The organism is Xanthomonas sp. NCPPB 1638 (genome assembly GCF_041475635.2).
In the GTDB taxonomy this organism is placed as follows: Bacteria; Pseudomonadota; Gammaproteobacteria; order Xanthomonadales; family Xanthomonadaceae; genus Xanthomonas; species Xanthomonas cucurbitae.
In genome coordinates this window covers 1,965,718-1,989,569 of sequence record NZ_CM192984.1, presented here as the reverse complement: position 1 = coordinate 1,989,569, position 23,852 = coordinate 1,965,718, and the positions used below count along the sequence as shown (strand labels likewise).

The window sequence follows — 23,852 nt, the reverse complement described above, 5'->3', positions numbered from 1 at the left end:
CTACGGCAACCTGGACGCACCGCTCTCTTAGGAGCGGACCTGGCCGCGACAGTGCATTCCCGACGACGCGTGGTGCAGCCATGCACGTCGTCTTCCGCCAGGCTCAGCTTGAGAACACATTGCTCACGACCAGGCTACGGGGACGACTTCGTCGCGGCCGGGTCCGCTCCTACGGCAACCTGGACGCACCGCTCTCGTAGGAGCGGACCTGGCCGCGACAGGGCATTCCCGGCGACGTTACGTGCGCCAGCGCGACCCGGCGCAGTTCGCCGATGCGGTAACGGCCGCGCCAGGTCAGCGATCGCACCCTGCCAGCTTGATACTCTGCCCCGGCTTGAGCGCATACGACGGTGCCTTCAGGCCGTTGGCCTTGGCCAGCGTCTTGATCTCGCACTGGTACTTCTGCGCCACCCGGCCCAGCGTGTCGCCCTTGGCGATGGTGTAGCTGCGCGCCTGCCTGACCTTGGGCTTGGCGATCGCCGGCTGGCCTGTCGCCACGGTGGTCGGCACGCCAGCCATCGGGCTGACATCGCCCACCGCCACGCTGGGGATGTATTCGGTGGCGCTGCTGCTACGGACAATCGCGCTGTTGAGATCGGCGGTGATGAGGGTGCGCGCCAGGTCCGCGCGCGGGCCGTTGATGCAATAGCGCGTGTACAGGCTGGCAATGCGGTTGGTGGCATTGATGACGGTGCCGGCGGGCATCCAGCCATCGGGTTCGTAGCGCGGGTTGAGGTTGCGCAGCGCGCGCATGTAGCCATCGCGCGTGCCCATGCCGCCCAGGCAGATGGTGAGCTCGTAGATGGTGGTCGACTTGGCCAGCTTGATGGTGGCCGGTTGCGCGTCGAGCTTGGCGAAGTCCACGCCGTACTGGCGTGGGTGCAGGAAAATCCACGCTGCGGCAATCACCATCGGCACGTAGTCCTTGGTTTCGGCCGGGAACTGGTTGTAGACGTCCTGCTCCCAGAAGCCGCGCCCACCGGACTGCGCGAACACGCGCGCCGCGCGCCCTTCGCCGCCGTTGTAGGCGGCCAGCGCCAGCTCGATGCTGCGGTTGAGCCCGGCCATGCGCTCGTTGAGATAGGCGGCGCTGGCTTCGGCTGCGCTACGCGCATCGAAACGGGTGTCGAAACCGGTGCCGTCCGGGCCCAGCCCGAAACGCCGGCCGGTGGCGGGCATGAACTGCATCAGCCCGGCCGCACCGGCACGCGAGTTGGCGTGCACCTTGCCATTGGATTCCTTGGCCATGATGCCGAACAGCAGCGCCTCGGGCAGGCCGCGCTTCTGCCATTCCGGCCACATCACCCCGCGCAGGTTGCTGTAGTTCTCGTAGCTGGTCATCAGCGCCGGCCGCATGTCGGTCAACCAACGGCGGATGCCGGCCTGCACCGCCGGGTTGTACTGCACCATCCTGTCGAAGGCGTGGCGCTGGTCGTTGAGCAACGAGGCCGCACGCGCGGCCTCGGGCACGCCGTTGGCGGCCGGACCGAGATGATCCGGATCGGCCTGCAGCAAGGTGTCGTCGTCTTCCGGGTCTTGCGCTGCGGGCGCTTCGGCATCGGCGCGTGCCTTGAGCAGGCGCTTGTAAGTGGCCAGCTGGTTGGCGACCAGGCAACCGCGCTGCTTGATGCAGGCGTCGATCACGTCCTCCATGTCCTCCAGCGCGGCGTCGCCTTCGGCGGTGCCCTTGGGGTCGGCGTTGTTCACCAGTACCAACGCATCGCGGTAGCGCTTCTCCGCGGCGGCCATGCGTGCGTCCAGCACGGCGACTTTTTCGGTATCGCGCTTGGACAGGGCCTGGGCGGCAGGAGCGAGGGACAACAGCGCCAGCACGGCCAGCACGGGCCATGGGCGCAAACCAGAATGAGCGAGCGGCATCGTCGGCAGGACAGCGGAAAGGCTGGCAGGGTAGCCGCCGGGGCAACACCGGGGCAAGGCGCGGCAGCGCCCAGGGTCAGTGGCCCGTTAGCTTGGCGAGCAGGCCGGGCGCGGCGACGGCCCGGGAAGCGCAGGGTTCGGCGGGTGGGTCACGGAGCCGGGCGCCCCGGGACGCGACCCGGTCCTGCCGAGGCCGCATCGGCCCTTCCATTCATCGCAGGCCACGTTGGCCTGGCGAGGTTGCCCGCTAGAATCCGGTCTTTCCCCATCGGATCTGTGCAATGGCCTCGTTCCTGCTCGGCAAAGGCGTCACCGACGACATCCCGGTCATGCTCGAAGGGCGCTTCGGCAATCGGCATGGCCTGGTGGCCGGCGCCACCGGTACCGGCAAGACGGTGACCCTGATGACCCTGGCCGAAGGCTTCTCGCGGCTAGGGGTGCCGGTGTTCCTGGCCGACGTGAAAGGCGACGTGGCCGGGCTGGCGGTGGCCGGCGATGGCGCGCCCGGCGTGCTGCAGCGCGCCACGGATGTGGGCATTGCCGACTACGCGCCGGCCGCCAGCCCGGTGGTGTTCTGGGATTTGTATGGCCAGCTCGGTCACCCGGTGCGTACCACCGTGAGCGAGATGGGACCCACCCTGCTCGCGCGCATCCTGGAACTCAACGACACCCAGTCCGGCGTGCTGGACATCGTGTTCAAGCTCGCCGACGACCGCGGCCTGTTGCTGCTGGATCTGGACGACCTGCGTGCGCTGCTGGCGCTGGTGGTGGAAGAACGCAAGGAGCTGTCCACCAGTTACGGGCTGGTGTCGGCGCAGTCGGTGGCCGCGATCCAGCGCGCACTGCTACGGCTGTCGCAGGACGGCGGCGAGCAGTTCTTCGGCGAACCGGCACTGGAGCTGGCCGAGCTGATGCGCGTGGCGCCGGACGGCCGCGGCGTGATCGGCATCCTGGCGGCCAACCAACTGGTGCTCAAGCCGAAGCTGTATTCCACCTTCCTGCTGTGGCTGTTGTCCGAGCTGTTCGAGGGCTTGCCGGAAGTGGGCGACCTGGAACAGCCCAAGCTGGCGTTCGTGTTCGACGAGGCGCACCTGCTGTTCGACGATGCGCCGGCCGCGCTGGTGCAGCGTATCGAACAGGTGGTGCGGCTGATCCGCTCCAAGGGCGTGGGCATCTACTTCTGTTCGCAGTTTCCAGACGACATTCCCGACACCATCCTCGGCCAGCTCGGCAACCGGGTGCAGCACGCACTGCGCGCCTACACGCCACGCGACCAGAAGGCGGTCAAGACCGCGGCGCAAACCTTCGTGGCCAATCCCAGGCTCGATGTGGCCAGCGCCATTTCCAGCCTCGGCACCGGCGAAGCACTGGTGTCGCCCTTGCAGGGCAAGGGCGTGCCGGCACCGGTGCAGCAGACCCTGATCGCCCCGCCGCGTTGCCGCATGGGCGCCATCAGCGCGCCCGAACGCGATGGGCGCCATCAGCGCGCCCGAACGCGCACAGGCGCGCGCGGCCAGCCCGGTCGGCACGCGCTACGACACGGCCATCAACCGCGAATCGGCCGCCGAACGGCTGGCACGCCGCGTCGAACAGGTCGCGGAGCAGACCGCCGCCCCGCCCGCGCGTACCCGCGAGCAAGAAGACACGCAGGACAGCGGCTTCGGCAAGGCGGTCAAGGACGCCGTGTTCGGCACCGGCCGCCGCCAGGGCATGCTGGAAACCATGGCCAAGCAGACCTCGCGCACCATCGGCAGCAAGATCGGGCAGCAGATCGTGCGCAGCCTGTTGGGCGGCATCTTTGGCGGAAGGCGTTGAGCACGACCAAGGGCCACACACGCGTCTCTCGGGGGTGATCTGGCGCGCGCGAAGCTGATGCAGGCGCATCTTCCACCTGCCGCCACCCGCGCCCGGGCATGGCCGCACGCCTGGCGGTGCGGCCCCAGATGCGCCTGCATGCCAGGCGCGCTAGCATCGCTGCCCGCCACTGCCTCCCTCGACCCGCCAATGAGCCGCTGGCGCCCACCTGCCGAAAAAAGCACCGCGTTGATTACAGCCGAAGGGCATGCCCGCCTGAAGGCCGAGCTGGAAGAGCTGTGGCGCGTGCGTCGGCCGGAGGTGGTGCGTGCACTGGCTGCCGCCGCCGCCGAGGGCGACCGCTCGGAAAATGCCGAGTACACCTACCGCAAGAAACAGCTCGGCGAGATCGACCGCCGGGTGCGCTACCTGAGCAAGCGCCTGGAAGCGTTGCGGGTGGTGGACACCGCGCCCACCGACCCGCAGGCGGTGTTCTTCGGTGCGCAGGTCACGCTGGAGGACGCCGACAGCGGCGAGCTGCTGCGCTATCGCATCGTCGGCCCGGACGAAACCGACGCCGCGCGCGGCTGGATCAGCATCGATTCGCCGCTGGCCCGCGCGCTATTGAAAAAGCGCGTGGACGACGCGTTCGAGGCGCAGTTGCCGGCCGGCAGACATAGCTTCGTGGTGGTGTCGGTGGAATACGGCAGCCAGTAGGCAGCTGATCCCAACCTGCTGACGTGTAGGAGCGCGCTTGTGCGCGATGGAGCCTTATCGATAACGCCTCATCGCGCACAGGTGCGCTCCTACCGAGCGACGCGCACCAGCCGGGGCCAATCACACCATCTGCAGGTTCAACGACCGCCCTTGCTGGATCGCGACATTGGCCGGCAATGCATCGCCGAACAGGTCGTGCTCGTCGCTGTCGGTGATCTCCACATCGACCAGGTCGCCCACCTTCAGCCCGAGCTCGCCGCCGTTCTGGATATGCACCAGGCCATCGATCTCCGGCGCATCGGCGCGCGAACGCGCCACGGCGATATCGTCTTCGATCAGGTCGACCAGGCATTGCTGCACGCTGCCGATCTTGGCGTCCAGCCGCGCGGCGGAAATCTCCGCCTGCCGGGCCATGAAGCGCGCCAGCCGCTCCTGCTTCACTGCTTCCGGCACCGGGTCGGGCAACGCGTTGGCGCTGGCGCCGTCCACCGGCGAATACGCGAACGCGCCGACGCGATCCAGCTGCGCCTGGTCCAGGAACTCCAGCAGCGATTCGAACTCGGCATCGGTTTCGCCGGGGAAACCGACGATGAAGGTGGAGCGCACCGTGATCTCCGGGCACATCGCCTTCCAGCGCTGCACGCGCTCCAGCGTCTTTTCCACCGCACCGGGCCGCTTCATCAGCTTGAGGATGCGCGGGCTGGCGTGCTGGAACGGGATATCCAGATACGGCAGCAGCTTGCCTTCGGCCATCAGCGGGATCACGTCGTCCACGTGCGGGTACGGGTACACGTAATGCAGGCGCGTCCACACGCCCAGCTCCGACAAACCTTCGCACAACGCCTTCATGCGGGTCTGGTACATGCGGTCGCGCCACGGGCGCTCGGCGTACTTCAAGTCCACGCCGTAAGCGGAGGTGTCCTGCGACACCACCAGCAGTTCCTTGACCCCGCCACGCACCAGCCGCTCGGCCTCGCGCAGCACCTCGTCCACCGGGCGCGAAGCCAGATCACCGCGCATGGACGGGATGATGCAGAAGCTGCAGCGATGGTTGCAGCCTTCGGAAATCTTGAGGTACGCGTAATGCCGCGGGGTCAGCTTGATGCCGTAGTCGGGCACCAGATCCACGAACGGGTCGTGACGCGGCGGCAGCGCTGCGTGCACCGCTTCCATCACGCTCTGGTAGTCCTGCGGGCCGGACACCGCCAGCACCTGCGGGTAGGCCTCGCGAATCTGCTCCGGGCGCTTGCCCAGGCAGCCGGTGACGATGACCTTGCCGTTGGCATTCATCGCCTCGCCGATGGCATCCAGCGATTCGGTCACCGCCGAATCGATGAAGCCGCAGGTATTGACCACCACCACGTCGGCGGCGTCGTAGCTGGGCACAATGTCGTAGCCCTCCACGCGCAGCTGGGTGAGGATGCGTTCGGAATCGACGAGCGCCTTCGGGCAGCCAAGGCTGACGAAGCCGACTTTGGGGTTCAGCTGGGACATGGAAGCAGGAGCCTGGGAACGGAGCGGCCTGGGGCCTGGGCAGGGCCAATTATAGCGGCGTGCGGGCAGCGCTCTGAACCGCCGCGCCTCGCCGGCCCGGCCGGCTTTGCGAAACCCTCACTTTTCACGATGCCGGTCCGGTCGATAATGCGCGCCTCCCCCACCATGCATCAGGAAATTCCATGGGTCACTGGACCACGCTCGACACCCCCGACGGCCAGGTTGCCGCCTGGCATGCCACCCCCGCCTCCAGCCCGCGCGGCGGCCTGGTGGTCATCCAGGAAATCTTCGGCGTCAACGAACATATCCGTGCAGTGGCCGACGACTACGCCGCGCGCGGCTACGAGGTGCTGGCACCGGCCTTCTTCGACCTGGAAGAAAAGGACGTGCAGCTGCCCTACGACCAGGAAAGCGTCCAGCGTGGCCTGGCCTTGGCCGATGCGGTGGGCCTGGAACGCGCGGTAGAGGTGGTGAAATCCGCCGCCACGCTGCTGACCCGCGCCGGCAAGGTAGGCACGGTCGGCTATTGCTGGGGCGGTTCGGTGGCGCTGCTGTCGGCCATCCGCCTGGGGCTACCCTCGGTGAGCTACTACGGCGGCCGCAACACCCAACTGCTGGACGAAACGCCCAAGGCGCCGGTGATGTTCCACTTCGGCGAGCGGGACGCCAGCATTCCGCCGGAGGCGATCCAGGCCCACCGCGAGAAGCTGCCGCAGATGGAAACTTTCGTGTATCCCACCGGCCACGCCTTCAATCGCCGCATCGACCCGAACCACTACGACGCCGACAGCGCCGAGCGGGCACTGGAGCGCAGCCTTGGCTTCTTCCAGGCGCACCTGGGATGAACGCGCCGGCACCGGCGGCCGCCGGTTTCCAGCTCGATACGCGCCTGGCGGCCGATAGCGTGTTCGTCGCCGACGGGCCGCTGTCGCAGGTGCGGCTGATGGACGACACCCGCTTCCCGTGGCTGGTGCTGGTGCCACGGGTGGCCGATGTCAGCGAGTGGATCGATCTGGATGGCGGCCAGCAGCGCCTGTTGCTGGCCGAGATCAACCAGCTCTCGCACCTGCTGCGCGTGGAGCCGGCAGTGAGCAAGCTCAATCTCGGCGCGCTGGGCAATATCGTGCGCCAGCTGCATGTGCACCTGGTCGGCCGCCATCCCGGCGATGCCGCCTGGCCGGGGCCGGTGTGGGGCAGCGGCAGTGCGCAGCGCTTCGCCCCCGACGCCCTGCAACAGCGTGTCGCTGCGTGGGCGCAGCGGCTACGATAGACGCCCGTTCGCCAACTGCCTGTCTCGCATGAAATCCAATGTCGTCGCCGCACTGATCCTGATCCTCGTCGGCCTGCTGTTCCTGGCCAACAACCTGGGCTGGACCAACCTCAGCCTCGGCCGGCTGATCGCCACCTGGTGGCCGGCAGCGCTGGTGGCCTGCGGGGTTGGGATGCTGTTCGGGCGCGGGAAGTAGATGGGGCGGGAATCGGGAGTCGGGATTGGGGAATCGTCAGAGCGGTGTGCTTGCGCTGGAGGTGCTCCGTTCGACCATGCAGCTCTCGTCGGCCACCCGTCCCTGCGCCATGCGTGTCGCACAGGCAGGCAGCCGGCAGCGGCCCGATATGACGACTGTCATCCGCAATCGCTGACGTCAGGCACCTGATAGCCGGGCGCGGCAGGCGCAATATGGCCTCACACCCAACGAGGACATTGCCATGCAACGACTGATTCCCGGCCTGTTTCTAATCGTCCTGGGCGGGTTGTTCCTGCTCAACAACCTCGGCCTGACCCGCATGAACCTGGGCGAGCTGATCGCCGCCTGGTGGCCGCTGATGCTGATCTGGGGTGGCATCCACCAGTTGGTCCGTCACCGCCAGCGTGGGCTGGCGGCGGACTGAGCCCCAGGCGCCCAACCCGGCCAACCGCCTGCAACAGCGGGATGCAACCACTCCCGGCCATCAGGTCCGCGGCAAGGTCACCCCGGTCTGGCCCTGGTACTTGCCACCGCGATCCTTGTACGAGGTTTCGCACACCTCGTCAGACTGGAAGAAGAGCATCTGCGCCACACCTTCGTTGGCATAGATGCGCGCCGGCAGCGGCGTGGTATTGCTGAACTCCAGGGTGACATGGCCCTCCCATTCCGGCTCCAGCGGCGTCACGTTGACGATGATGCCGCAGCGCGCATAGGTGCTCTTGCCCAGGCACACCACCAGCGTATCGCGCGGGATACGGAAGTATTCCACCGTGCGCGCCAGCGCAAAACTGTTCGGCGGAATGATGCACACATCCGATTCGATATCGACAAAGCTGCCCGGATCGAAGTGCTTGGGATCGACAATGGTCGAGTTGATGTTGGTGAAGATCTTGAATTCGCGCGAGCAGCGCACGTCGTAGCCATAGCTGGACGTGCCGAAGCTGACGATGCGCTGCCCGGCGGCATCGTGCTTGATCTGGCCGGGTTCGAACGGCTCGATCATCGCGTGCTGTTCGGCCATGCGCTTGATCCAGCGGTCGCTCTTGATGCTCATGCGGTGTTCCTTGAAGACGGGAGGCGGCAGGCCGGGCGGCCCGCGCGAAAGACGGCGAATTCTAGCAGCGGCCGCCGGTGACGGCCGGCCGAGCGGCTAGAGCAAGGAGGCCGAGATCGGGATGCTGGCGCGCGGGCGCTTGCCCAGCTCTTCCGACAAGCGCCTGGCTGCCGCCAGATAGGCCTGCGCCGCCACCGACTCCGGCGCCGCCACCACGATCGGCCGGCCCGCATCGCCTTGCTCGCGGATGCCGATCTCCAGCGGCAGCGATCCCAGCAACGGCACCCCGTACTGCGCCGCCATGCGCTCGCCGCCGCCTTCGCCGAACAGATGCTCGCGATGCCCGCAGTGGCTGCAGGTATGCACCGCCATGTTCTCGACGATGCCCAGCACCGGCACCTCCACCTTTTCAAACATCTTCAAGGCTTTGCGCGCATCCAGCGTGGCAATGTCCTGCGGGGTGGTGACGATCACCGCCCCGGCCACCGGAATCTTCTGCGACAGCGTCAGCTGGATGTCGCCGGTACCCGGTGGCAGATCGATCAGCAGGTAGTCCAGGTCGTCCCACAGGGTGTCGTTGAACAACTGGGTCAGCGCGGAAGTCGCCATTGGCCCGCGCCAGATCATCGGGGTGTCCTGGTCAACCAGCAGGCCGATCGACATCGCCTCGATCCCGAACGCGCGCAACGGCTCGATCGACTTGTTGTCCGGACTGTCCGGGCGCCCACTCAGGCCCAGCATGGCCGGCACGCTGGGACCATAGATATCGGCATCCAGCACGCCCACGCGGGCACCTTGCCGCTGCAAGGCCAGCGCCAGGTTCACCGCCGTGGTCGACTTGCCCACCCCGCCCTTGCCCGACCCCACGGCGATCACATTGCGAATCCGCGGATGCGGCGCCAGCGCGCCCTGTACCGCATGCGCGGCGATCCTGCGTTCGCCGCTCATGTGCGTCCACCGCGTGCGGCACGAGCGGGCGTGCCCCACCTGCCTGTCGTCATCGTTTCCATCGTCCGATCCAGTTCATCTTGCGCAACCGCCACCGGCGCCCATACGCCTGCGCTAGCCGCCGAAAAAGACGCCCAGTGTACCGGCTGCCACTGCAGCGGCCGACTCGGCAATGGCGCCGGCCACCGGCGCCGTTGCGACCGGCATCTGTGTCAGACAGTGCTACATTTCACAAAGATGGACACACGATTAAGGAATTGTTACGTTCGATGCTCAGTTCAGCCGCCGCTCAGTGAGCGCGACTGCTTCGCATCGCATCCCTGCAAGGAATCAGCACATCATGTCGAGTCGTCCCCAGACCCCTGATCGTCGTCATCGCCTGAGCGCCGCACTGCTGACCGCGCTTCTGGCTCCCGCCGGCCACCTCGCCGCGCAGACGGAAAATGGCGTGGCTCCCGGCACCACCGACCTGGACAAGGTCTCGGTCACCGGCTCTCGCATCGCGCGTACCGGCTTCGTCACCCCGTCCCCCGTCACCGCGATCAGCGCCGAAGAGATCCGCGCCACCGGCGCCACCACCATCAGCGACCTGATGGCACGCATGCCGGCGCTGGCGCCGACCTTCACCCTGGGTAACTCCACCCGTTTCATCGGTACCGCCGGCCTGGGCCTGCTCGACCTGCGTGGCATGGGGACCGATCGCACCCTGGTACTGGTCAACGGCCGCCGCCATGTCGGCTCCAGCCCCGGCGCGACCGCAGTGGACGTCAATACCATCCCGGTGGAATGGGTCGAGCGCGTGGAAGTCATCACCGGTGGCGCCTCGGCGGTATACGGGGCCGACGCGGTGGCCGGCGTGGTGAACTTCATCCTCAAGAAATCCTTCACCGGCTTCGAAACCCGTGCACAGACCGGCCTGGCCGACGAAGGCAACTACAACCGTTCGTTTGCCAGCTTTTCCGCCGGTACCGACTTCGCCGAAGGCCGCGGCAATGTCGCGGTGTCGGCCGAATACAGCACGCAGGACCGCTTTGGCCGAGGCAACCGCGCCATCGGCCGCGAGTACCTCATCAGCGTACAAAACCCCAACTTCGACCCTACCCGGCCGCCGAGCGAGCGCAATCCACAGAACGTACTGAGCGGCCCCGGCGGCAACCATTCCACGTCCTACGGCGGCACCTTCAACCTGGGCACGTTCGACTTCCGCAATCCGGCCACCTACGGCAACCGCTACCTGTTCGACCCCGACGGCAGCTTCCGTCGCAACCGCTACGGCGGCACCGTGGTGAGCAACACCGCCTGCGTGGATTGCGACTTCGTCGATCTCAATGCCGTGGCCGACCTGCAGCCGGGTTTCGATCGCAAGAGCCTCAACACGATGGTGAATTTCGAGCTGAGCCAGAACCATCGCCTGTTCTTCGAAGGCAAGTACAGCGAGACCGATTCGGAGTTCTTCGGCCAACCCACCTTCGACAGCTCGCTGCGCGTGCGCCGGCAAAACCCGTACGTCAGCCCCCAACTCGGCGCATTGATGGATTCGCGTGGCGCCACGCAACTCCTGATGAACCGCTTCAACGTCGATGCCGGCCGCCGTGGCGAGAACATCGAGCGCAAGACCTACCGCGCCGTGCTCGGCGCCGAAGGCAACTTCACCGACAACTGGACCTACGACGTCTCGGCCAACTATGGCAAGACCACCATCGACAGGCGCAACCTCAACAACCGCATCAACGAGCGTTGGCAGGCCGGCATCGACGCCGCGCGCGACGCCAGCGGCACTATCGTCTGCCGCACCACGCTGGACCCGACCGCAGTCAACCCCAACACCGGCCGTGTGTACTCGGCGCTGGCGCGCGAAGGCTGCGTGCCCTTCAGCATCTTCGGCAATGGCGCGGTCACGCCCGAAGCCGCCGCCTGGTTCAACAGCACCGCACGCTCGCAGGCCAAGATCCAGCAGACGGTGTTCAACGCATCGGTCGCCAACAGCAGCCTGTTGTCGTTGCCGGCCGGCGACATCGGCATCGCCGGTGGCGTGGAATACCGCAAGGAGCAAAGCGAGGAGATCACCGATCCGCTGGCAGCGTCCGGTGTGACCTTCCTCAACGCCATCCCCAACAGCGGCGGCGAATACAACGTCAAGGAAGTATTCGTGGAGAGCACCATCCCGCTGCTGGCCGGCCTGCCGGGCGTGGATCGCCTGGCGCTGGATGTGGCAGGGCGCTATTCGGACTACAGCAGCATCGGCTCGACCAAGACCTGGAACGTTGGTCTGGACTGGACCATCATTCCGTCATTGCGCCTGCGCGGCACCCTGGCGCAGGCCGTCCGCGCACCCAGCATCGGCGAGCTGTACGACTCGCAGAGCGAGAATTTCGCCACCATCAACGATCCCTGCAACTATCTGCCCACCAACATCAACCGCCCGGGCACCGCTGGCGACGTGGCACTGCGGCAGGCCAACTGCAGTGCGCTGGGCATTCCGGTGGGCTGGATCGACACCTATACCGCCACCCGCCCGGGCGTCAGCGGCGGCAATCCCGATCTCAAGCCCGAACGCGCGCGCAGCCTGTCGTATGGACTGGTGTGGCAGCCGGAGTTCTTCGAAGGTTTCGGCATGTCGATCGACTATTGGCGCATCGACCTGCGCGACGCCATCGGCGCAGTGACGGCCGAAACCAACGCCACCCGTTGCGTGGACAACCCCGGCGGCATCAACAACAGCTTCTGCGGCTTCGTGCAGCGCGCCCCGCTGGGCGGCTTCACCGATCCGCAGGGCCGCATCTATCCGGAGCACAGCATCACCGGCTGGCAGGCGCTCAACGAGAACCTGGCCCGCTCACGCCGCGTGGGCGTGGATCTGGAGATGGATTACCGCTTCCAGATCGGCGAAGGCAACACCGTGCTGCGTCTGGTCGGCACCCGGCTGATCCAGTCGCGCGAATGGGTGTTCCAGGACTTCCCGGCCGAGTACGACGAGTACGTGACCTACGTGACCGACCCGCGCTGGCGTGCGCAGTTCCAGACCAAGTACAACTGGAAGGAATGGCGTGCCTCCTGGGACATGAACTATGTGGACGGCAACCTGCGCGTGACCCCGGAGAGCTACAACAGCAACCCGGGTTCGGCCAGCCCGATCAAGAACGGCTCGTACACCTACCACAACTTCCAGTTCGGCTATCAATTCCCCGGCTCTGAGATCGACGTCTACCTGGGCATCGACAATGCCTTCGACAAGGACCCGCCGCGCAACTACTTCGGCTCGGATTTCAACTCGGCGCTGTACGACAACGTCGGTCGATTCTTCTACATGGGGACCACGGTCAGGTTCTGATCGCTCCCGCCACTGGTGTACCGAAGCCCCGCTTGTCGGGGCTTCTCCCGTTTTGGATGGCGTACCGCGCGATTGCGGCGACGCACGCGTCCACCGTGGCGCGCTATTCACGGAAACTGGCCCGATCCGTATCCCAAACAACTGATACGACTGCAACCATGCTCGAGCCCGTTCATCGAGATGCGAATACGCGCATGCATTTGTGCGGAATTACGCAACATCGATGCGGATCCAATCTTATTCAGCAATGAATGATCGCAATCGCTTGCGCTCGACAGCACACATTCATTACGGTCGGGTTAAGGCCACCTGAGCTTCAGGCGACCGCCCCTTAACCGATGTTTCTGTTGAAGAAGGTCAGCAATGAGCAAGCAAGCCACCAACGCTTCAAACGCACCGCCCTGGCCGTCGTGCTGGGCGCGTGCCTCAGCCACGGCGCAGCCTACGCACAGAGCACCACCGGCAGCATCTACGGCAGCGCCCCGGCAGAAGCCGGCAGCAGCATTGTCGTGCAGAGCGATACCGGTCTCAGCCGTACCATCACCGTCGATGCAAGTGGCCGCTACAACCTCGGCTCGTTGCCGGTCGGCGCCTACACGGTCACGCTGAAGCGTGGCGATCAGGTCATCGACACCCGCAAGAACGTGCAACTGCGCGTCGGTTCGGGCACCGAGGTTTCGTTTGCCAGCGCCAGTGCTGCGAGCGGCAACGCCGATGCGACCACGCTTGGTGCAATCACCGTGACCGCGGCCAACGTCCCCAAGATCGATGTGACCTCTACCAGCTCGCGCTCGGTCATTACCTCCGAACAGCTGGCAACGCTGCCGCTGGGCCGGAGTGCTGAAGCCATTGCGTTGCTGGCGCCTGGCGCGGTGGCAGGCAGCGGTGCCTTCAACAACGGCTCGCGCTCGGTGGTTTCTTTTGGCGGTTCCGGCGTCACCGAAAACGCGTATTACATCAATGGCTTCAACGTCAGCAATCCCTTGAGCAACCTGGGCGGCGTCAGCCTGCCCTATGGCGCAATCGATCAGCAGGAAACCTACACAGGCGGTTACAGCGCCAAGTACGGCCGTTCGACCGGCGGCGTCATCAATCAGCTGGGCAAGCGCGGCACCAATGAGTGGCGTTTCGGCGCGCAGGCTATCTGGGAACCGAAAAATCTTGCAAGTTCCGCTGGCGATGTGTGGTACCCCAATAACACATTGAACGCCAATCCGCGTTACCGCTACGAAGATCCTGAACTACCGGGCACGATTTACCGCCGCAGCAAGGGCGATGTGCAAAGCCGAACTGTCTACAGCGCTTACGCAGGCGGCCCGTTGATCGAGGACAAGTTGTTCATCTTCGTGGCTGGCGAAACCGACAAAACCGACGGCGCAGTCACCAGCACCGCCACGGCGGCAAGTGCACAGGGGCGCAACCACTACAACTACAGCTCGCCGAAGTTCTACGGCAAGGTGGACTGGAACATCAACGACAGCAACATCCTGGAGTACACGCGTATCGAGAACACCGATCGGCGTGCAGGCTCCTTCAACAATTACAGCTACGACACCCTGTCGGACGGCGGTCCATCGGGCTTGTTCCCGGATACCTTCAAGATCAAAGATACCTACGATGTCTTCAAGTACACCGGCTATATCACCGACGACCTGACCTTGAACGCCATGTGGGGAAGGAGTACTCAGCACAATCAACAGTTCAACCCGCTGGTTTCTTCGCTGCCATTCATTTCGGGATTGAACCTGCAAAATCCGGCAATCACCGGCGGCACGCCGATTTCCAACGATCAGGCCACCAATCGCTCCAAGGCCGACGACCCGATCAACAAAACCCGCAACCTGCGGCTCGAGTTGAATTATCGGCTTGGTAATCACGACCTGACCGCAGGCGTGGACAATATGTATTTCAACGCGTACGACGAAGGCGTTCGGACCACCGGCCCCGGGTATCAATGGACCTACAACCGCGCTGTCGACGAGGTCACGCCCGTTCGCGGCTCTCTGGGTGTCGGTGCGACCGGCCCGGGAACCAATGGCTATTACGCGCAACAGCGCATCTTCACTACCACCACCAGCATGGCCGTGGAGCAGAAGGCCTACTATCTGGAAGATCGCTGGCAGGTCAACGACAACTGGCTGTTGACGCTAGGTATTCGCAATGATCAGTTCACCAACTTCAACAGCGATCATGTGCCCTATGTCGACAGCGGCGATCAATGGGCCCCGCGCCTCGGCGCCAGTTGGGATGTCTTCGGCGATTCCTCGCTCAAGGTCTTTGCCAACCTCGGCCGTTATTACCTGGCCCTGCCCAACCAGGTCGCAATCCGCGGTGCATCGGCCTCCACGTTCACCGACGAGTACTTCGCCTACACTGGCATCGACGCGAACGGCGAGCCGACAGGACTGCGTCCGATCGGACCCGGGCCGGTCTCCAGCAATGGCGAGTTCGGCCAGGCACCGGATCCGAATGCATTTGCACCGACAGACCTGCAGTCGCAATACCAGGACGAACTCATTCTCGGGTTCGAGAAAACGCTTGGTGAAAGCTGGAATTCAGGCGCAAAGGTGACGTATCGCAAGCTGCAGGCGGCCATCGACGACGTCTGCGATACCGCTCGTATCGCAGACAAGATCGACGCCAGCGGCGGCGACTCCAGCACTGTCAGTATCCCCGGCTGCGTGATGTTCAATCCCGGCAAAACCAATACCTACAGCCTGGCCAATACCAACGGCTCCGGTTCCACGCAGGTTGCGATGTCGCAGGCTGACTGGGGTTTCACCGACAAGGCCAAACGCAGCTACGTGTCCGTCGATTTGTTCGTGGAACATCCTTTCAACGAAAAGTGGTACGGCCGCGTCGACTACACTTGGTCGCACAGCTACGGCAACACCGAAGGCCAGGTGAAGTCCGATCTGGGCCAGGCCGACATATCCAAGACCCAGGATTGGGATGCTGCAGCATTGATGTATTACGCTGGCGGCAGCCTTGCCAACGACCGCCGACACCAGCTCAAGGCGTTCGGCGCGTATCAGATCAATCCGGAATGGATGGCATCGGCGACACTGCGCGTCATGTCCGGCACACCTATCACCTGCCTGGGCTTCTATGGCGGCCCCGACGCAGAATCGCTCGACTACGATCCGATCGGCTACGGCTCTGGCTACCATTACTGTGGCGGCGAGCCATCCCGCCCTGGCGATGCAGGCCGTACACCCTGGATCAAAAACCTGGACCTTGGCTTGAGCTACCGTCCTGCGTTCGCCGACCACAAGCTGGCCGTCGGAGTGCAGGTCTTCAATGTCCTCAACGACCGCACGGTCAATCGCGTCGATGGCGTGTACGAAGGAGACTCTCCGTTCGTGGTGTCCAACACCTATCGTGTGGGTCTGCAGCCCTACAACTACAATACTCCGCGCTACGTGCGCCTCACTGCGTCGTACGACTTCTGATCGATGCGGGACGGAAGCGTCGCAACGACGCTTCCGTCGATCCACAGGCACTGACTTTGAGCCTCGGTCACGCCGAGGCCCTCTTTCTAGCCTCGCCGAAATCAGCAATTGCGCTTCGATGGCGGCCTTCTCCGTTGCCGCTTGGGTGTCGACAGCGGGCGGTGCTGGGCGTGCTGCACGGCGTGCATGTCCGCACCAGCGGCGCTACACCCGACTAATGCGCTGGCCGTCCAGCGATTATCCAGCGCGCGTCCTGATCGGCGGCATGGGCATCTCTCATCCATGACCTTCGACACCATGCGCCGGGCCGTACAGAACGGTAGAGTGCCGGCACGGCTCCGCTGTGACGGCGCCTCCCAATCGACTGTTGCTCCTGGGTAAGCGTCCGCCAACCTCACCTATACAAGCAGCCAGCAGCCCGTTGGGATATCGCGTTCTTCCCAACGGATCTCCCCGATGTCTTCAAAGCACGATGATTGGTCCCACCGCATTGCTGCCTGGTCCGCCAGCGGCGCCACGCCATCGGCGTGGTGCCGCGAGCACAGTGTCTCGTTGAGCAGCTTCACCTACTGGCGCGGCAAACTTGCAGCGTCCGCAGCGCCTGCAGCACTTCCAGCCACACTACCGCTGCACATCACCCCCGCCGTTCCCACGACCAGCGTGGAGATCCGTCTCGCCGGTGGCATCAGCCTCAGCGTGGCGGCCGGTGATCCGGGCTGGCTTGCGCGTCTGCTGCGCGAGCTTGGTGCATGCTGAGCGTGTCGGCGTGGCATCTTGTCACCGCCCCGGTGGATCTGCGCTGTGGCATGGACCGGCTCTTGCTGCAGATGCAGTCACTGCTGGATCGCCCCGTGGCCGAGGGCGAGGCCTACGTCGTCGTCAATCGCGCGCGTAGCCGCCTCAAGGTGCTGTGCGTTGATCGTCATGGTGTCTGGCTGTGCGCGCGCCGGCTGCATCAGGGACACTTCATCTGGCCGCGTGTGGGCGATACCGCGTGGACCTTGAGCGCTGAGCAGTGGGCCTGGCTGTGTGCAGGCGTGGACTGGCAGCGATTGTCCATTGCACCAATGGCAGGTGTGCGGCAGCTGTAACCCATGGCATCGTGGCGGACATGGACCTGTCCGCCCTCGATACGATTGATGATCCACATGCGCTGCGCCAGGCTGCACGCGCCTTGCTTGCGACCGCGCAGACCACCATTGAACGCCAGCAGGCGTTGATCGATACGCGCGAACGCACCATCACCCTGCGCGATGCGCAGATCGCCGCGCTCACCGCCGAGATCGCCCGCCTGCGCCGGCTGCAATTCTCGGCCAAGACCGAGCGCATGGACCCGGACCAGCGCCAGCTGTTCGAAGACACCATGGCCGCCGATATCGCCGCAGTGGAAGCGCAGTTGGCCGCGCTCCAGGCCGAGGGCGAGACCGCAGCGGTGACCCAGAAGCGTCGGCGTGCAGCAAACGCCGGGCGCAAGCCGTTACCCGAGCATCTTGAGCGTGTAGAAACTCGGCACGAGCCGGCCAACTGCAACTGCCCGCAGTGCAACAGCGCGCTGGTGGCCATCGGCGAGCATGTCAGCGAGCGTCTGGCCTGCAAGCCGCTGGAGTTCTACGTCAAGCGCGATGTGTACCCGCAGTATTGCTGCCGTCGCTGTGAGCTGATCGTCGCCGAGCCGGTGGCGGCGGCGATCATCGAGCGCGGCCAGGCCGATGCCAGCCTGCTGGCCCAGGTCGCTGTCGCAAAGTATGTCGATCACTTGCCGCTGTATCGGCAGGAAGCCATTTATGCACGCAGCGGCGTTGCCTTGTCGCGTAGCACGATGGCCGAGTGGATCGGCGCCATCGGCGTGGCGCTGCAACCGTTGGCCGACCGCCTGGCGGTGCGGATGCAGCAGCAATCGGTGCTGCATGCCGATGAAACCCCGGTGCAGCTGCTGGATCCAACAGCAGGCTCCTCCAAGCGTGCGTATCTGTTTGCGTATGCCACCGCCCACCACCCGGGCGCCGATCCACCGATGGTGGTATTCCAGTTCCAGACCAGCCGCAGCGGCCAGCACGCACGCGATTTCCTTGGGAAGTGGCGCGGCGCACTGATGGTGGACGACTACAGCGGCTATAAAGCCAGCTTTGCGCAGGGTGTCACGGAGCTGGGGTGTTGGGCCCACGCCCGGCGCAAGTGGCATGAGCAGCATGCGGCCAGCGGCAGCGCGATTGCGGCTGAAGCGATCGCGCGCATCGGCGTGCTTTACACCATCGAAGCGGCAGCCAGCGCGCTGAAGCCCGATGAGCGTCTGGCTTACCGACAAGAACACGCCGTGCCGGTGCTATCGCGGCTGAACTGCTGGTTGTTGGAGTTGCAGCAGACGGTGATGGGCAACAGCGGCACCGCGCGTGCACTGGCCTATACGCTCAAGCGATGGGACGCGCTGACGCGTTATGTCCAGGACGGACGTTACCCGATCGACAACAACCTGATCGAAAACGCGATTCGTCCGGTGGCGCTGGGACGCAAGAATTGGCTGTTTGCCGGCTCAGCGCAGGCGGGCAGGCGCGCGGCGGCGATCATGAGCCTACTGGCCACCGCCAAGGCCAACGGTATCGAACCGCATGCCTGGCTGCATGACACCCTGGCGCGGCTGCCGACGACCTTGGATCGGGACATCGATCAATTGCTGCCGTTGCGCACGGAGTGAGGTTTCGGGGTAGGTGAGGTTGGCGGACGCTTACCCATGACCAGACTTGGCGAGGGGCATCGGCACGCACCGCCATCGGTTTAGCCACAGTTCGCGGGGCGGCGGCGCGACCACGGCGATTGACTTGCCCACGCGCACGCAGCACGCGATACATGCTTGATTCCGATGCGATGTAAATCCCCTGATCTGCCAGCCGGGGCACGATCTGCGAGGGGGGCAGGCTCTGGTAATCGGGCTGGTTGGCGACGGCCATGATTCGTTCCTTATCGACGCAGCTCAGCGCATGCGGGCAGTGCTTGGCCGCGCCTTTTCGAGCATCCACCAGCGTGCTGGCACCGCGCCAACGGCGCAGCGTGCGGCAGCTGATGCCCAGCACCTGGCATGCCTTGATCTCGCGGGCACCGGCGGCCACTGCCTCGGCGATCAACGTGACGGCTCTCTGTTTCAACGACACGGGGATCAGACGTCCTCGTCGGTGCCCCAGAGAGCCTGGGCTTTTTTTGACAGCGTCAGCAGCGCTGCCGCCTCCGCCAGGGCGCGATCCTTGCGCAAAAGCTCCTTCTCAAGCTGCTTGACGCGCTTGCGCATGACCGTGGAAACCGCCCGCTCCGCTGCCGAGGCGCTCGACTGCATGGTCTCAAAGGCCTGCCGCCAGGCAGCGATCTGCTCGGGGTAGATGCCGTTCTCACGGCACCACGCCGAGCACTCGGCCTCGTTCATCGGCATCGTCTGGGCGACGGCTCTCAGTTTGGCTTTCACGTCCCATTTGTCCGGCGAAGTAGCGGTGTCGGGCACGATATATCCTTGGCTGCGGATCTGTTTCTTCCACGCGTACAACGTGGGGGCGCTGATGCCAGTGTGACGGCTCAGGTCAGCAACGCTCTGATTGTTGGGGGGCATCATCCGCCGGACGATCTGGTCTTTGAGTTCGGGGCTGTAGCGGGCCATCGCGGTCTCCATCTGAGGATTCAGGGGAGCGGACAACTATCGTGACATGGGGGGCAGCCACACGCGCCTCCGCGCATTTCAGGCTTGACTGAAGTCGGCACCTCACGCCGGAAAATCGAAGTACGCGTGATCCAAGTGGAAGCTCGCGCTCGCGCCGATGCCTGTATACGTGTGGTGACCCCAGCCCCGACAATGCTATGAATCCCAGTTCCCCAACCCTCGAACACGGTCCGCCCTGCATGACTTCCGCCACCTTGGTCAGCATCGTCATGCCGACCTACAAACCACGCTACTTCGCGCAGGCGCTGGACAGCGTGCTGGCGCAGACCTATCCGGCGCTGGAGCTGGTGATCTGCGACGACAATGGCGATGGCGCGATCGAGTCCATCCTGTTGCCGCGCTTGGCGTCCGCCCCCTTCCCGATCCGCTACCACCGCAATCCGATGCGGCTCGGCGAGCTCGGCAGCACCATCAATGGCATCGGGCTGGCGCAAGGCGAGTACGTCAAGTTCCTGCACGACGACGATGTGCTGGAGCCCGATTGCATCGCGCAGCTGGTGGAAGCGATCGAGCGCACCCCCGGCACGGCGATGGCTTCCTCGCGGCGTCAGCGCATCGACGACGATGGCGCGCCGTTGCCGGACATCCTGGCCACCAGCTTTCCGTTCGACGAAGACGTACTGATCGATGGTCCGGAACTGGTGTCGTTCCTGGCCGACCATGCCATCAACTTCATCGGCGAGCCCAGCTGCGTACTGTGCCGGCGCGCCGACCTGGTGGCGTTGGGCAACACGCTGATGATGTTGAACGGCAAGCCGATCCACTGGGTCGGCGATCTGGCGATCTACGTCAAGCTGCTGCGCCGCGGCAACCTGGCGTTTCTGGCTAGCCCGCTGACGCACTTCCGCGTGTCCAGCGCGCAGTTCAGCCAGGCCGGCCGCGATCAGATCGGGGTCGGCGATCAGGGCCATGAGGACCTGCGCCAAGGCATCCGGCAGCTCGGTTGGCGGCGCGAGAGCGGCAACAACCGGCAGGTGCGCGTGGCGCCGCTCGGCCTGCACAAGGCGCGGGTGTTCAAGTCGGTGGATCTGGTCAATGCGTTGATGCGCAGTGCCGGCATGACCGAGCAGGTGTCGGCCGCGACCTGGTTGGGTATGCGGCACGCCCCCCCCGCGCAGCGTGCATTGATCGATGCCCGCCTGGAGGCGCATGCCGGCGGGCCACGGATTGCGGTGATGTTGATCGACCGCGATGGCGATGCCCAGGCCGTGGCCGCCACGCTGGCCAGCCTGCAGGCGCCCGGCGGCTATCCCAACCAGCAGACCTGGGTGCTCAGCGCCTCGCCGATGCAGGTGAGCAACGCCGAACGCGGGGTGCTGATCGACAACGACGGCCTGGTGCCAGCACTCAACCAGGCCATCGCCGCGCAGCAGGCCATCGACTGGGTGCTGGTGGTCGATGCCGGTGCCGTGTTCACCCTCAGCGGGCTGACCGTGATGGCGTTGGGCCTGCTCGCGCTGCCGGATACCTGCCAGGCAGTGTATGCCGACGAAGTGGTGGCGCTGGACGACCGCCAACTGGGGCTGGCGCTGCGGCCGGCGCTGTACCTGGACGCGCTGCTGAGCGCGCCGTCCACGTTGTCGCGGCACTGGCTGTTCCGCCAGGCCACGCTGGTGGCCGATGGCGGATTTCCGGCAGGTCCAGGCGCGGCCTTCGAGCTGAATTACCAGTTGGGGCTGGTCGAGCGCCACGGGCTCGGCGCTGTGCAGCACATCGCCGAGCCGCTGCTGGCGGCCTCCTCCCTAACCCGGCATGGCGATGCCGACGAACACCAGGCCATTGCGCGTCATCTCGCTGCGCGCGGTTATATAGACGCGCAGGTGCACAGCGCCGGCCCTGGCCGTCATGCGCTGGAGTACCGGCACGCGCAGCAGCCGTTGGTGAGCATTCTGGTGCTGGTCGATGGCCGCTTGGCGCAGGTGCAGCGCTGCCTGGAAAGCATCCTGGCCAACACGGCTTACCCGCACTACGAAGTGCTGCTGCTGGACCGCAGCAGCACCGAGCCGGCACTGCGCGACTGGCTGGCCGGTATCGAGACGATGGGCATGCAGCAAATCCGCGTGCTGCGTTTCGACGCCGCGCCCTGCCGCGAAGCAGTCTGCAATACCGCCGCCGAGCATGCGCGTGGGGACGTGCTGCTGTGGCTGGCCGCAGGCGCGGCAGTGATGAAGGCCGATTGGCTGGAGCAATTACTCAACCACGCACTGCGCCCAGAAGTGGGCGCGGTCGGCGGTAAGCTGCTGCGCGGCGATGGCACCGTGCACCATGCCGGCCTGTTGCTGGGCCTGGGCGCGCCGGTGGCACGCGCGTTCGAAGGCAGCGCCTTCGACGACTCCGGTTACCTGCAACGCCTGCAGCTGGACCAGAACTACGCCGCGCTGAGTGGCGAGTGCCTGATGTTGCCGCGCCAGCTGTTCCTGGAGGCCGGCGGCTTTGCGCTGGAGCCGGAACTAGCGCCGTGGAGCGATGCGGACCTTTGCCTGCGCCTGCATCAGGCCGGCTACCTCAATGTGTTCGCGGCGCGCGCGCAACTGTTGATCGACCCGCTGGACACGCCCGCCGCCACGGCGCTGGACGAAGAGGCGATGTATGCGCGTTGGTTGCCGCTGATGGCCAACGACCCGGCCTACAACCCGGGGTTTTCACTGGACCCGGGGGCCGGCTTCCAGCTGGCCGATCCGCGCGCCAGTTGGCGCCCACTGCAGTCGTGGCGGCCGCTGCCGCGGGTGATGGGGCTGCCAGCGGACATCGAAGGCTGCGGGCATTACCGGGTGATCCAGCCGCTGCGCGCCCTGCGCGAGGCCGGCCTGGCCGAAGGCGTGCTGTTCAACGGCTATCTGGAGATCGCCGAACTGGCGCGCCAGGATCCCGACGTGGTGATCCTGCAACGCCAGGTGGGCGAAGCGCGGCTGGAGGCGATGCGGCGGATGAAGGCGCTGTCGCGCGCGTTCAAGGTCTACGAGCTGGACGATTACCTGCCCAATCTGCCGCTGAAGAATGCCCACCGCGAACAGATGCCCAAGGACATTCTCAAGACCGTTCGGCGCGGGCTGGGCATGGTGGACCGCTTCGTGGTGTCCACCCCTGCCCTGGCCGAGGCCTTTGCCGGGCTGCACAGCGATATTCGCGTGGCCGAAAACCGCCTGCCACCGCATTGGTGGGAGCACCTGCCGGCACGCGCAGAGCGCCAGGGCGGCAAGCCACGCATCGGCTGGGCCGGTGGCGCCAGCCATACCGGCGATCTGGAGCTGATTGCCGAGGTGGTGAAGGAACTCGCTGGCGAGGTGGAATGGGTATTCATGGGGATGTACCCATTCGCGCTGCGCCAGCATATCCACCACTTCCAGCCTGGCGTGCCGATCGATCACTACCCGGCCGCGCTGGCGGCACTGGATCTGGACCTGGCGCTGGCGCCGGTGGAGCAGAACCTGTTCAACGCGTGCAAGAGCAACCTGCGCCTGCTCGAATACGGCGCCTGCGGCTATCCGGTGATTGCCAGCGACGTGCGTTGCTACCAAGGCAAACTGCCGGTGACGCTGGTGAAGAACCGTTACCGCGACTGGATTGGCGCGATCCGCGAGCATCTGGCCGACCCGGACAGCGCGCGTGCCAAGGGAGCAGCCCTGCGCGAGGTCGTGCGGCGCGATTGGATGCTCAGCGGCAGCAATCTGGACCATTGGCGGGAGGCGTGGTTGCCGGACTAGCGCGAGCACGCTGCTTCAGCGGTTTCCCGTTTGGTTTCCCGTTTGCAGTAGAGCGGATGTATGGCTGCATGTGAATTGGCGGTTGCCCTCATCCGGCGCTACGCGCCACCTTCTCCCGCCAGCGGGAGAAGGAAAGCCTGGTGGCGCGTGATTTGTCGGTGGTCCTGCAACTGACTCTCCATCGCTCCCTTCCCCCGCTTGCGGGGGAAGGTACCCGAAGGGCGGATGGGGGCGTGCGTCCACACTCTGATGCCGCGCGTTGCCATGCCTGTAAGTAAGAGGGTGTCGCCCTCATCCGGCGCTACGCGCCACCT

At 65.4% G+C, this 23,852-nt stretch carries 16 protein-coding genes and 1 pseudogene; 12 read left to right on the top strand and 5 right to left on the bottom strand.

Translation table 11 applies throughout. The annotated features are described in order from the left end of the window. Nucleotides 1–294: 294 nt before the first annotated feature. On the bottom strand, nucleotides 295–1,878 hold the full coding sequence (locus ACCQ13_RS08560) for a transglycosylase SLT domain-containing protein (protein ID WP_159407011.1): 1,584 nt from the start codon (nucleotides 1,876–1,878) through the stop codon (nucleotides 295–297). A 281-nt stretch (nucleotides 1,879–2,159) separates the two neighbouring features. Here ACCQ13_RS08560 and ACCQ13_RS08555 point away from each other — a divergent pair. Further along, nucleotides 2,160–3,693, top strand: a pseudogene (locus ACCQ13_RS08555) (helicase HerA-like domain-containing protein). A gap of 189 nt (nucleotides 3,694–3,882) precedes the next feature. Continuing rightward, a complete protein-coding gene (greB, locus tag ACCQ13_RS08550) occupies nucleotides 3,883–4,389 on the top strand; it encodes a transcription elongation factor GreB (RefSeq protein ID WP_159407010.1) in 507 nt (168 codons plus the stop codon). Nucleotides 4,390–4,509: 120 nt separating this feature from the next. On the opposite strand, the gene rimO is transcribed toward greB, so the two are convergent. Further along, entirely contained in the window at nucleotides 4,510–5,883 is a 1,374-nt protein-coding gene (rimO, locus tag ACCQ13_RS08545; RefSeq protein WP_159407009.1) for a 30S ribosomal protein S12 methylthiotransferase RimO, read from the bottom strand. A 182-nt stretch (nucleotides 5,884–6,065) separates the two neighbouring features. Between rimO and ACCQ13_RS08540 the strand changes: the two genes are divergently transcribed. The 4 genes from ACCQ13_RS08540 (at nucleotide 6,066) to ACCQ13_RS08525 (ending at nucleotide 7,773) form a co-directional block, all read left to right on the top strand. Next, nucleotides 6,066–6,728, top strand: a complete 663-nt coding sequence (locus tag ACCQ13_RS08540; RefSeq protein WP_159407008.1) for a dienelactone hydrolase family protein — start codon at nucleotides 6,066–6,068, stop codon at nucleotides 6,726–6,728. Next, nucleotides 6,725–7,153: an HIT domain-containing protein gene (locus ACCQ13_RS08535; RefSeq protein ID WP_159407007.1), complete on the top strand. Its 429-nt coding sequence runs from the start codon at nucleotides 6,725–6,727 to the stop codon at nucleotides 7,151–7,153. Before ACCQ13_RS08540 ends, ACCQ13_RS08535 begins: the two co-directional genes overlap by 4 nt. Nucleotides 7,154–7,181: 28 nt before the next feature. Next, entirely contained in the window at nucleotides 7,182–7,349 is a 168-nt protein-coding gene (locus ACCQ13_RS08530) for a LiaI-LiaF-like domain-containing protein (RefSeq protein WP_042598366.1), read from the top strand. 241 nt (nucleotides 7,350–7,590) lie between these two features. Continuing rightward, complete coding sequence (locus ACCQ13_RS08525) at nucleotides 7,591–7,773, top strand: LiaF transmembrane domain-containing protein (protein ID WP_159407006.1); 183 nt, start codon at nucleotides 7,591–7,593, stop codon at nucleotides 7,771–7,773. Nucleotides 7,774–7,833: 60 nt separating this feature from the next. Here the strand turns inward: ACCQ13_RS08525 and dcd are convergent, their stop codons facing one another. Both dcd and apbC read right to left on the bottom strand, forming a co-directional pair. Continuing rightward, nucleotides 7,834–8,403, bottom strand: a complete 570-nt coding sequence (gene dcd, locus ACCQ13_RS08520) for a dCTP deaminase (RefSeq protein WP_010366727.1) — start codon at nucleotides 8,401–8,403, stop codon at nucleotides 7,834–7,836. A 96-nt stretch (nucleotides 8,404–8,499) separates the two neighbouring features. After that, the gene (apbC, locus tag ACCQ13_RS08515) at nucleotides 8,500–9,351 is read right to left on the bottom strand and encodes an iron-sulfur cluster carrier protein ApbC (RefSeq protein ID WP_159407005.1); all 852 of its coding nucleotides are present in this window, start codon (nucleotides 9,349–9,351) and stop codon (nucleotides 8,500–8,502) included. 340 nt (nucleotides 9,352–9,691) lie between these two features. Here apbC and ACCQ13_RS08510 point away from each other — a divergent pair, with 340 nt between their 5' ends. The 5 genes from ACCQ13_RS08510 to tnpC all read left to right on the top strand — a co-directional run bounded on the left by ACCQ13_RS08510 (nucleotide 9,692) and on the right by tnpC (nucleotide 18,826). Continuing rightward, a complete protein-coding gene (locus ACCQ13_RS08510) occupies nucleotides 9,692–12,682 on the top strand; it encodes a TonB-dependent receptor plug domain-containing protein (protein ID WP_159407004.1) in 2,991 nt (996 codons plus the stop codon). A 338-nt stretch (nucleotides 12,683–13,020) separates the two neighbouring features. Beyond that, nucleotides 13,021–16,134 (top strand): TonB-dependent receptor, encoded by a 3,114-nt coding sequence (locus tag ACCQ13_RS08505; protein ID WP_159407003.1) that lies wholly within the window; start codon nucleotides 13,021–13,023, stop codon nucleotides 16,132–16,134. Between the two features lie 456 nt (nucleotides 16,135–16,590). Then, a complete protein-coding gene (tnpA, locus tag ACCQ13_RS08500; protein WP_146090374.1) occupies nucleotides 16,591–16,890 on the top strand; it encodes an IS66 family insertion sequence element accessory protein TnpA in 300 nt (99 codons plus the stop codon). After that, a complete protein-coding gene (gene tnpB, locus ACCQ13_RS08495) occupies nucleotides 16,884–17,225 on the top strand; it encodes an IS66 family insertion sequence element accessory protein TnpB (protein WP_104605767.1) in 342 nt (113 codons plus the stop codon). The genes tnpA and tnpB overlap by 7 nt, the downstream gene beginning before the upstream one ends. Before the next feature lie 20 nt (nucleotides 17,226–17,245). Next, nucleotides 17,246–18,826: an IS66 family transposase gene (tnpC, locus tag ACCQ13_RS08490; RefSeq protein ID WP_159406550.1), complete on the top strand. Its 1,581-nt coding sequence runs from the start codon at nucleotides 17,246–17,248 to the stop codon at nucleotides 18,824–18,826. Nucleotides 18,827–19,285: 459 nt separating this feature from the next. On the opposite strand, the gene ACCQ13_RS08485 is transcribed toward tnpC, so the two are convergent. After that, nucleotides 19,286–19,774: a transposase gene (locus tag ACCQ13_RS08485; protein ID WP_159407002.1), complete on the bottom strand. Its 489-nt coding sequence runs from the start codon at nucleotides 19,772–19,774 to the stop codon at nucleotides 19,286–19,288. Between the two features lie 269 nt (nucleotides 19,775–20,043). Between ACCQ13_RS08485 and ACCQ13_RS08480 the strand changes: the two genes are divergently transcribed. Continuing rightward, nucleotides 20,044–23,538: a glycosyltransferase gene (locus ACCQ13_RS08480; RefSeq protein WP_159407957.1), complete on the top strand. Its 3,495-nt coding sequence runs from the start codon at nucleotides 20,044–20,046 to the stop codon at nucleotides 23,536–23,538. The last annotated feature ends 314 nt before the right edge of the window (nucleotides 23,539–23,852 follow it).

Coding starts and splice junctions, on each gene's coding strand:
- apbC (WP_159407005.1), bottom strand. CDS start 9,351: ATGAGCGGCGAACGCAGGATCGCCGCGCATGCGGTACAGGGCGCGCTG.
- tnpB (WP_104605767.1), top strand. CDS start 16,884: ATGCTGAGCGTGTCGGCGTGGCATCTTGTCACCGCCCCGGTGGATCTG.
- ACCQ13_RS08510 (WP_159407004.1), top strand. CDS start 9,692: ATGTCGAGTCGTCCCCAGACCCCTGATCGTCGTCATCGCCTGAGCGCC.
- tnpA (WP_146090374.1), top strand. CDS start 16,591: ATGTCTTCAAAGCACGATGATTGGTCCCACCGCATTGCTGCCTGGTCC.
- ACCQ13_RS08485 (WP_159407002.1), bottom strand. CDS start 19,774: ATGGCCCGCTACAGCCCCGAACTCAAAGACCAGATCGTCCGGCGGATG.
- ACCQ13_RS08560 (WP_159407011.1), bottom strand. CDS start 1,878: ATGCCGCTCGCTCATTCTGGTTTGCGCCCATGGCCCGTGCTGGCCGTG.
- greB (WP_159407010.1), top strand. CDS start 3,883: ATGAGCCGCTGGCGCCCACCTGCCGAAAAAAGCACCGCGTTGATTACA.
- ACCQ13_RS08480 (WP_159407957.1), top strand. CDS start 20,044: ATGCCGACCTACAAACCACGCTACTTCGCGCAGGCGCTGGACAGCGTG.
- rimO (WP_159407009.1), bottom strand. CDS start 5,883: ATGTCCCAGCTGAACCCCAAAGTCGGCTTCGTCAGCCTTGGCTGCCCG.
- tnpC (WP_159406550.1), top strand. CDS start 17,246: ATGGACCTGTCCGCCCTCGATACGATTGATGATCCACATGCGCTGCGC.
- dcd (WP_010366727.1), bottom strand. CDS start 8,403: ATGAGCATCAAGAGCGACCGCTGGATCAAGCGCATGGCCGAACAGCAC.
- ACCQ13_RS08505 (WP_159407003.1), top strand. CDS start 13,021: ATGTTTCTGTTGAAGAAGGTCAGCAATGAGCAAGCAAGCCACCAACGC.
- ACCQ13_RS08525 (WP_159407006.1), top strand. CDS start 7,591: ATGCAACGACTGATTCCCGGCCTGTTTCTAATCGTCCTGGGCGGGTTG.
- ACCQ13_RS08530 (WP_042598366.1), top strand. CDS start 7,182: ATGAAATCCAATGTCGTCGCCGCACTGATCCTGATCCTCGTCGGCCTG.
- ACCQ13_RS08540 (WP_159407008.1), top strand. CDS start 6,066: ATGGGTCACTGGACCACGCTCGACACCCCCGACGGCCAGGTTGCCGCC.
- ACCQ13_RS08535 (WP_159407007.1), top strand. CDS start 6,725: ATGAACGCGCCGGCACCGGCGGCCGCCGGTTTCCAGCTCGATACGCGC.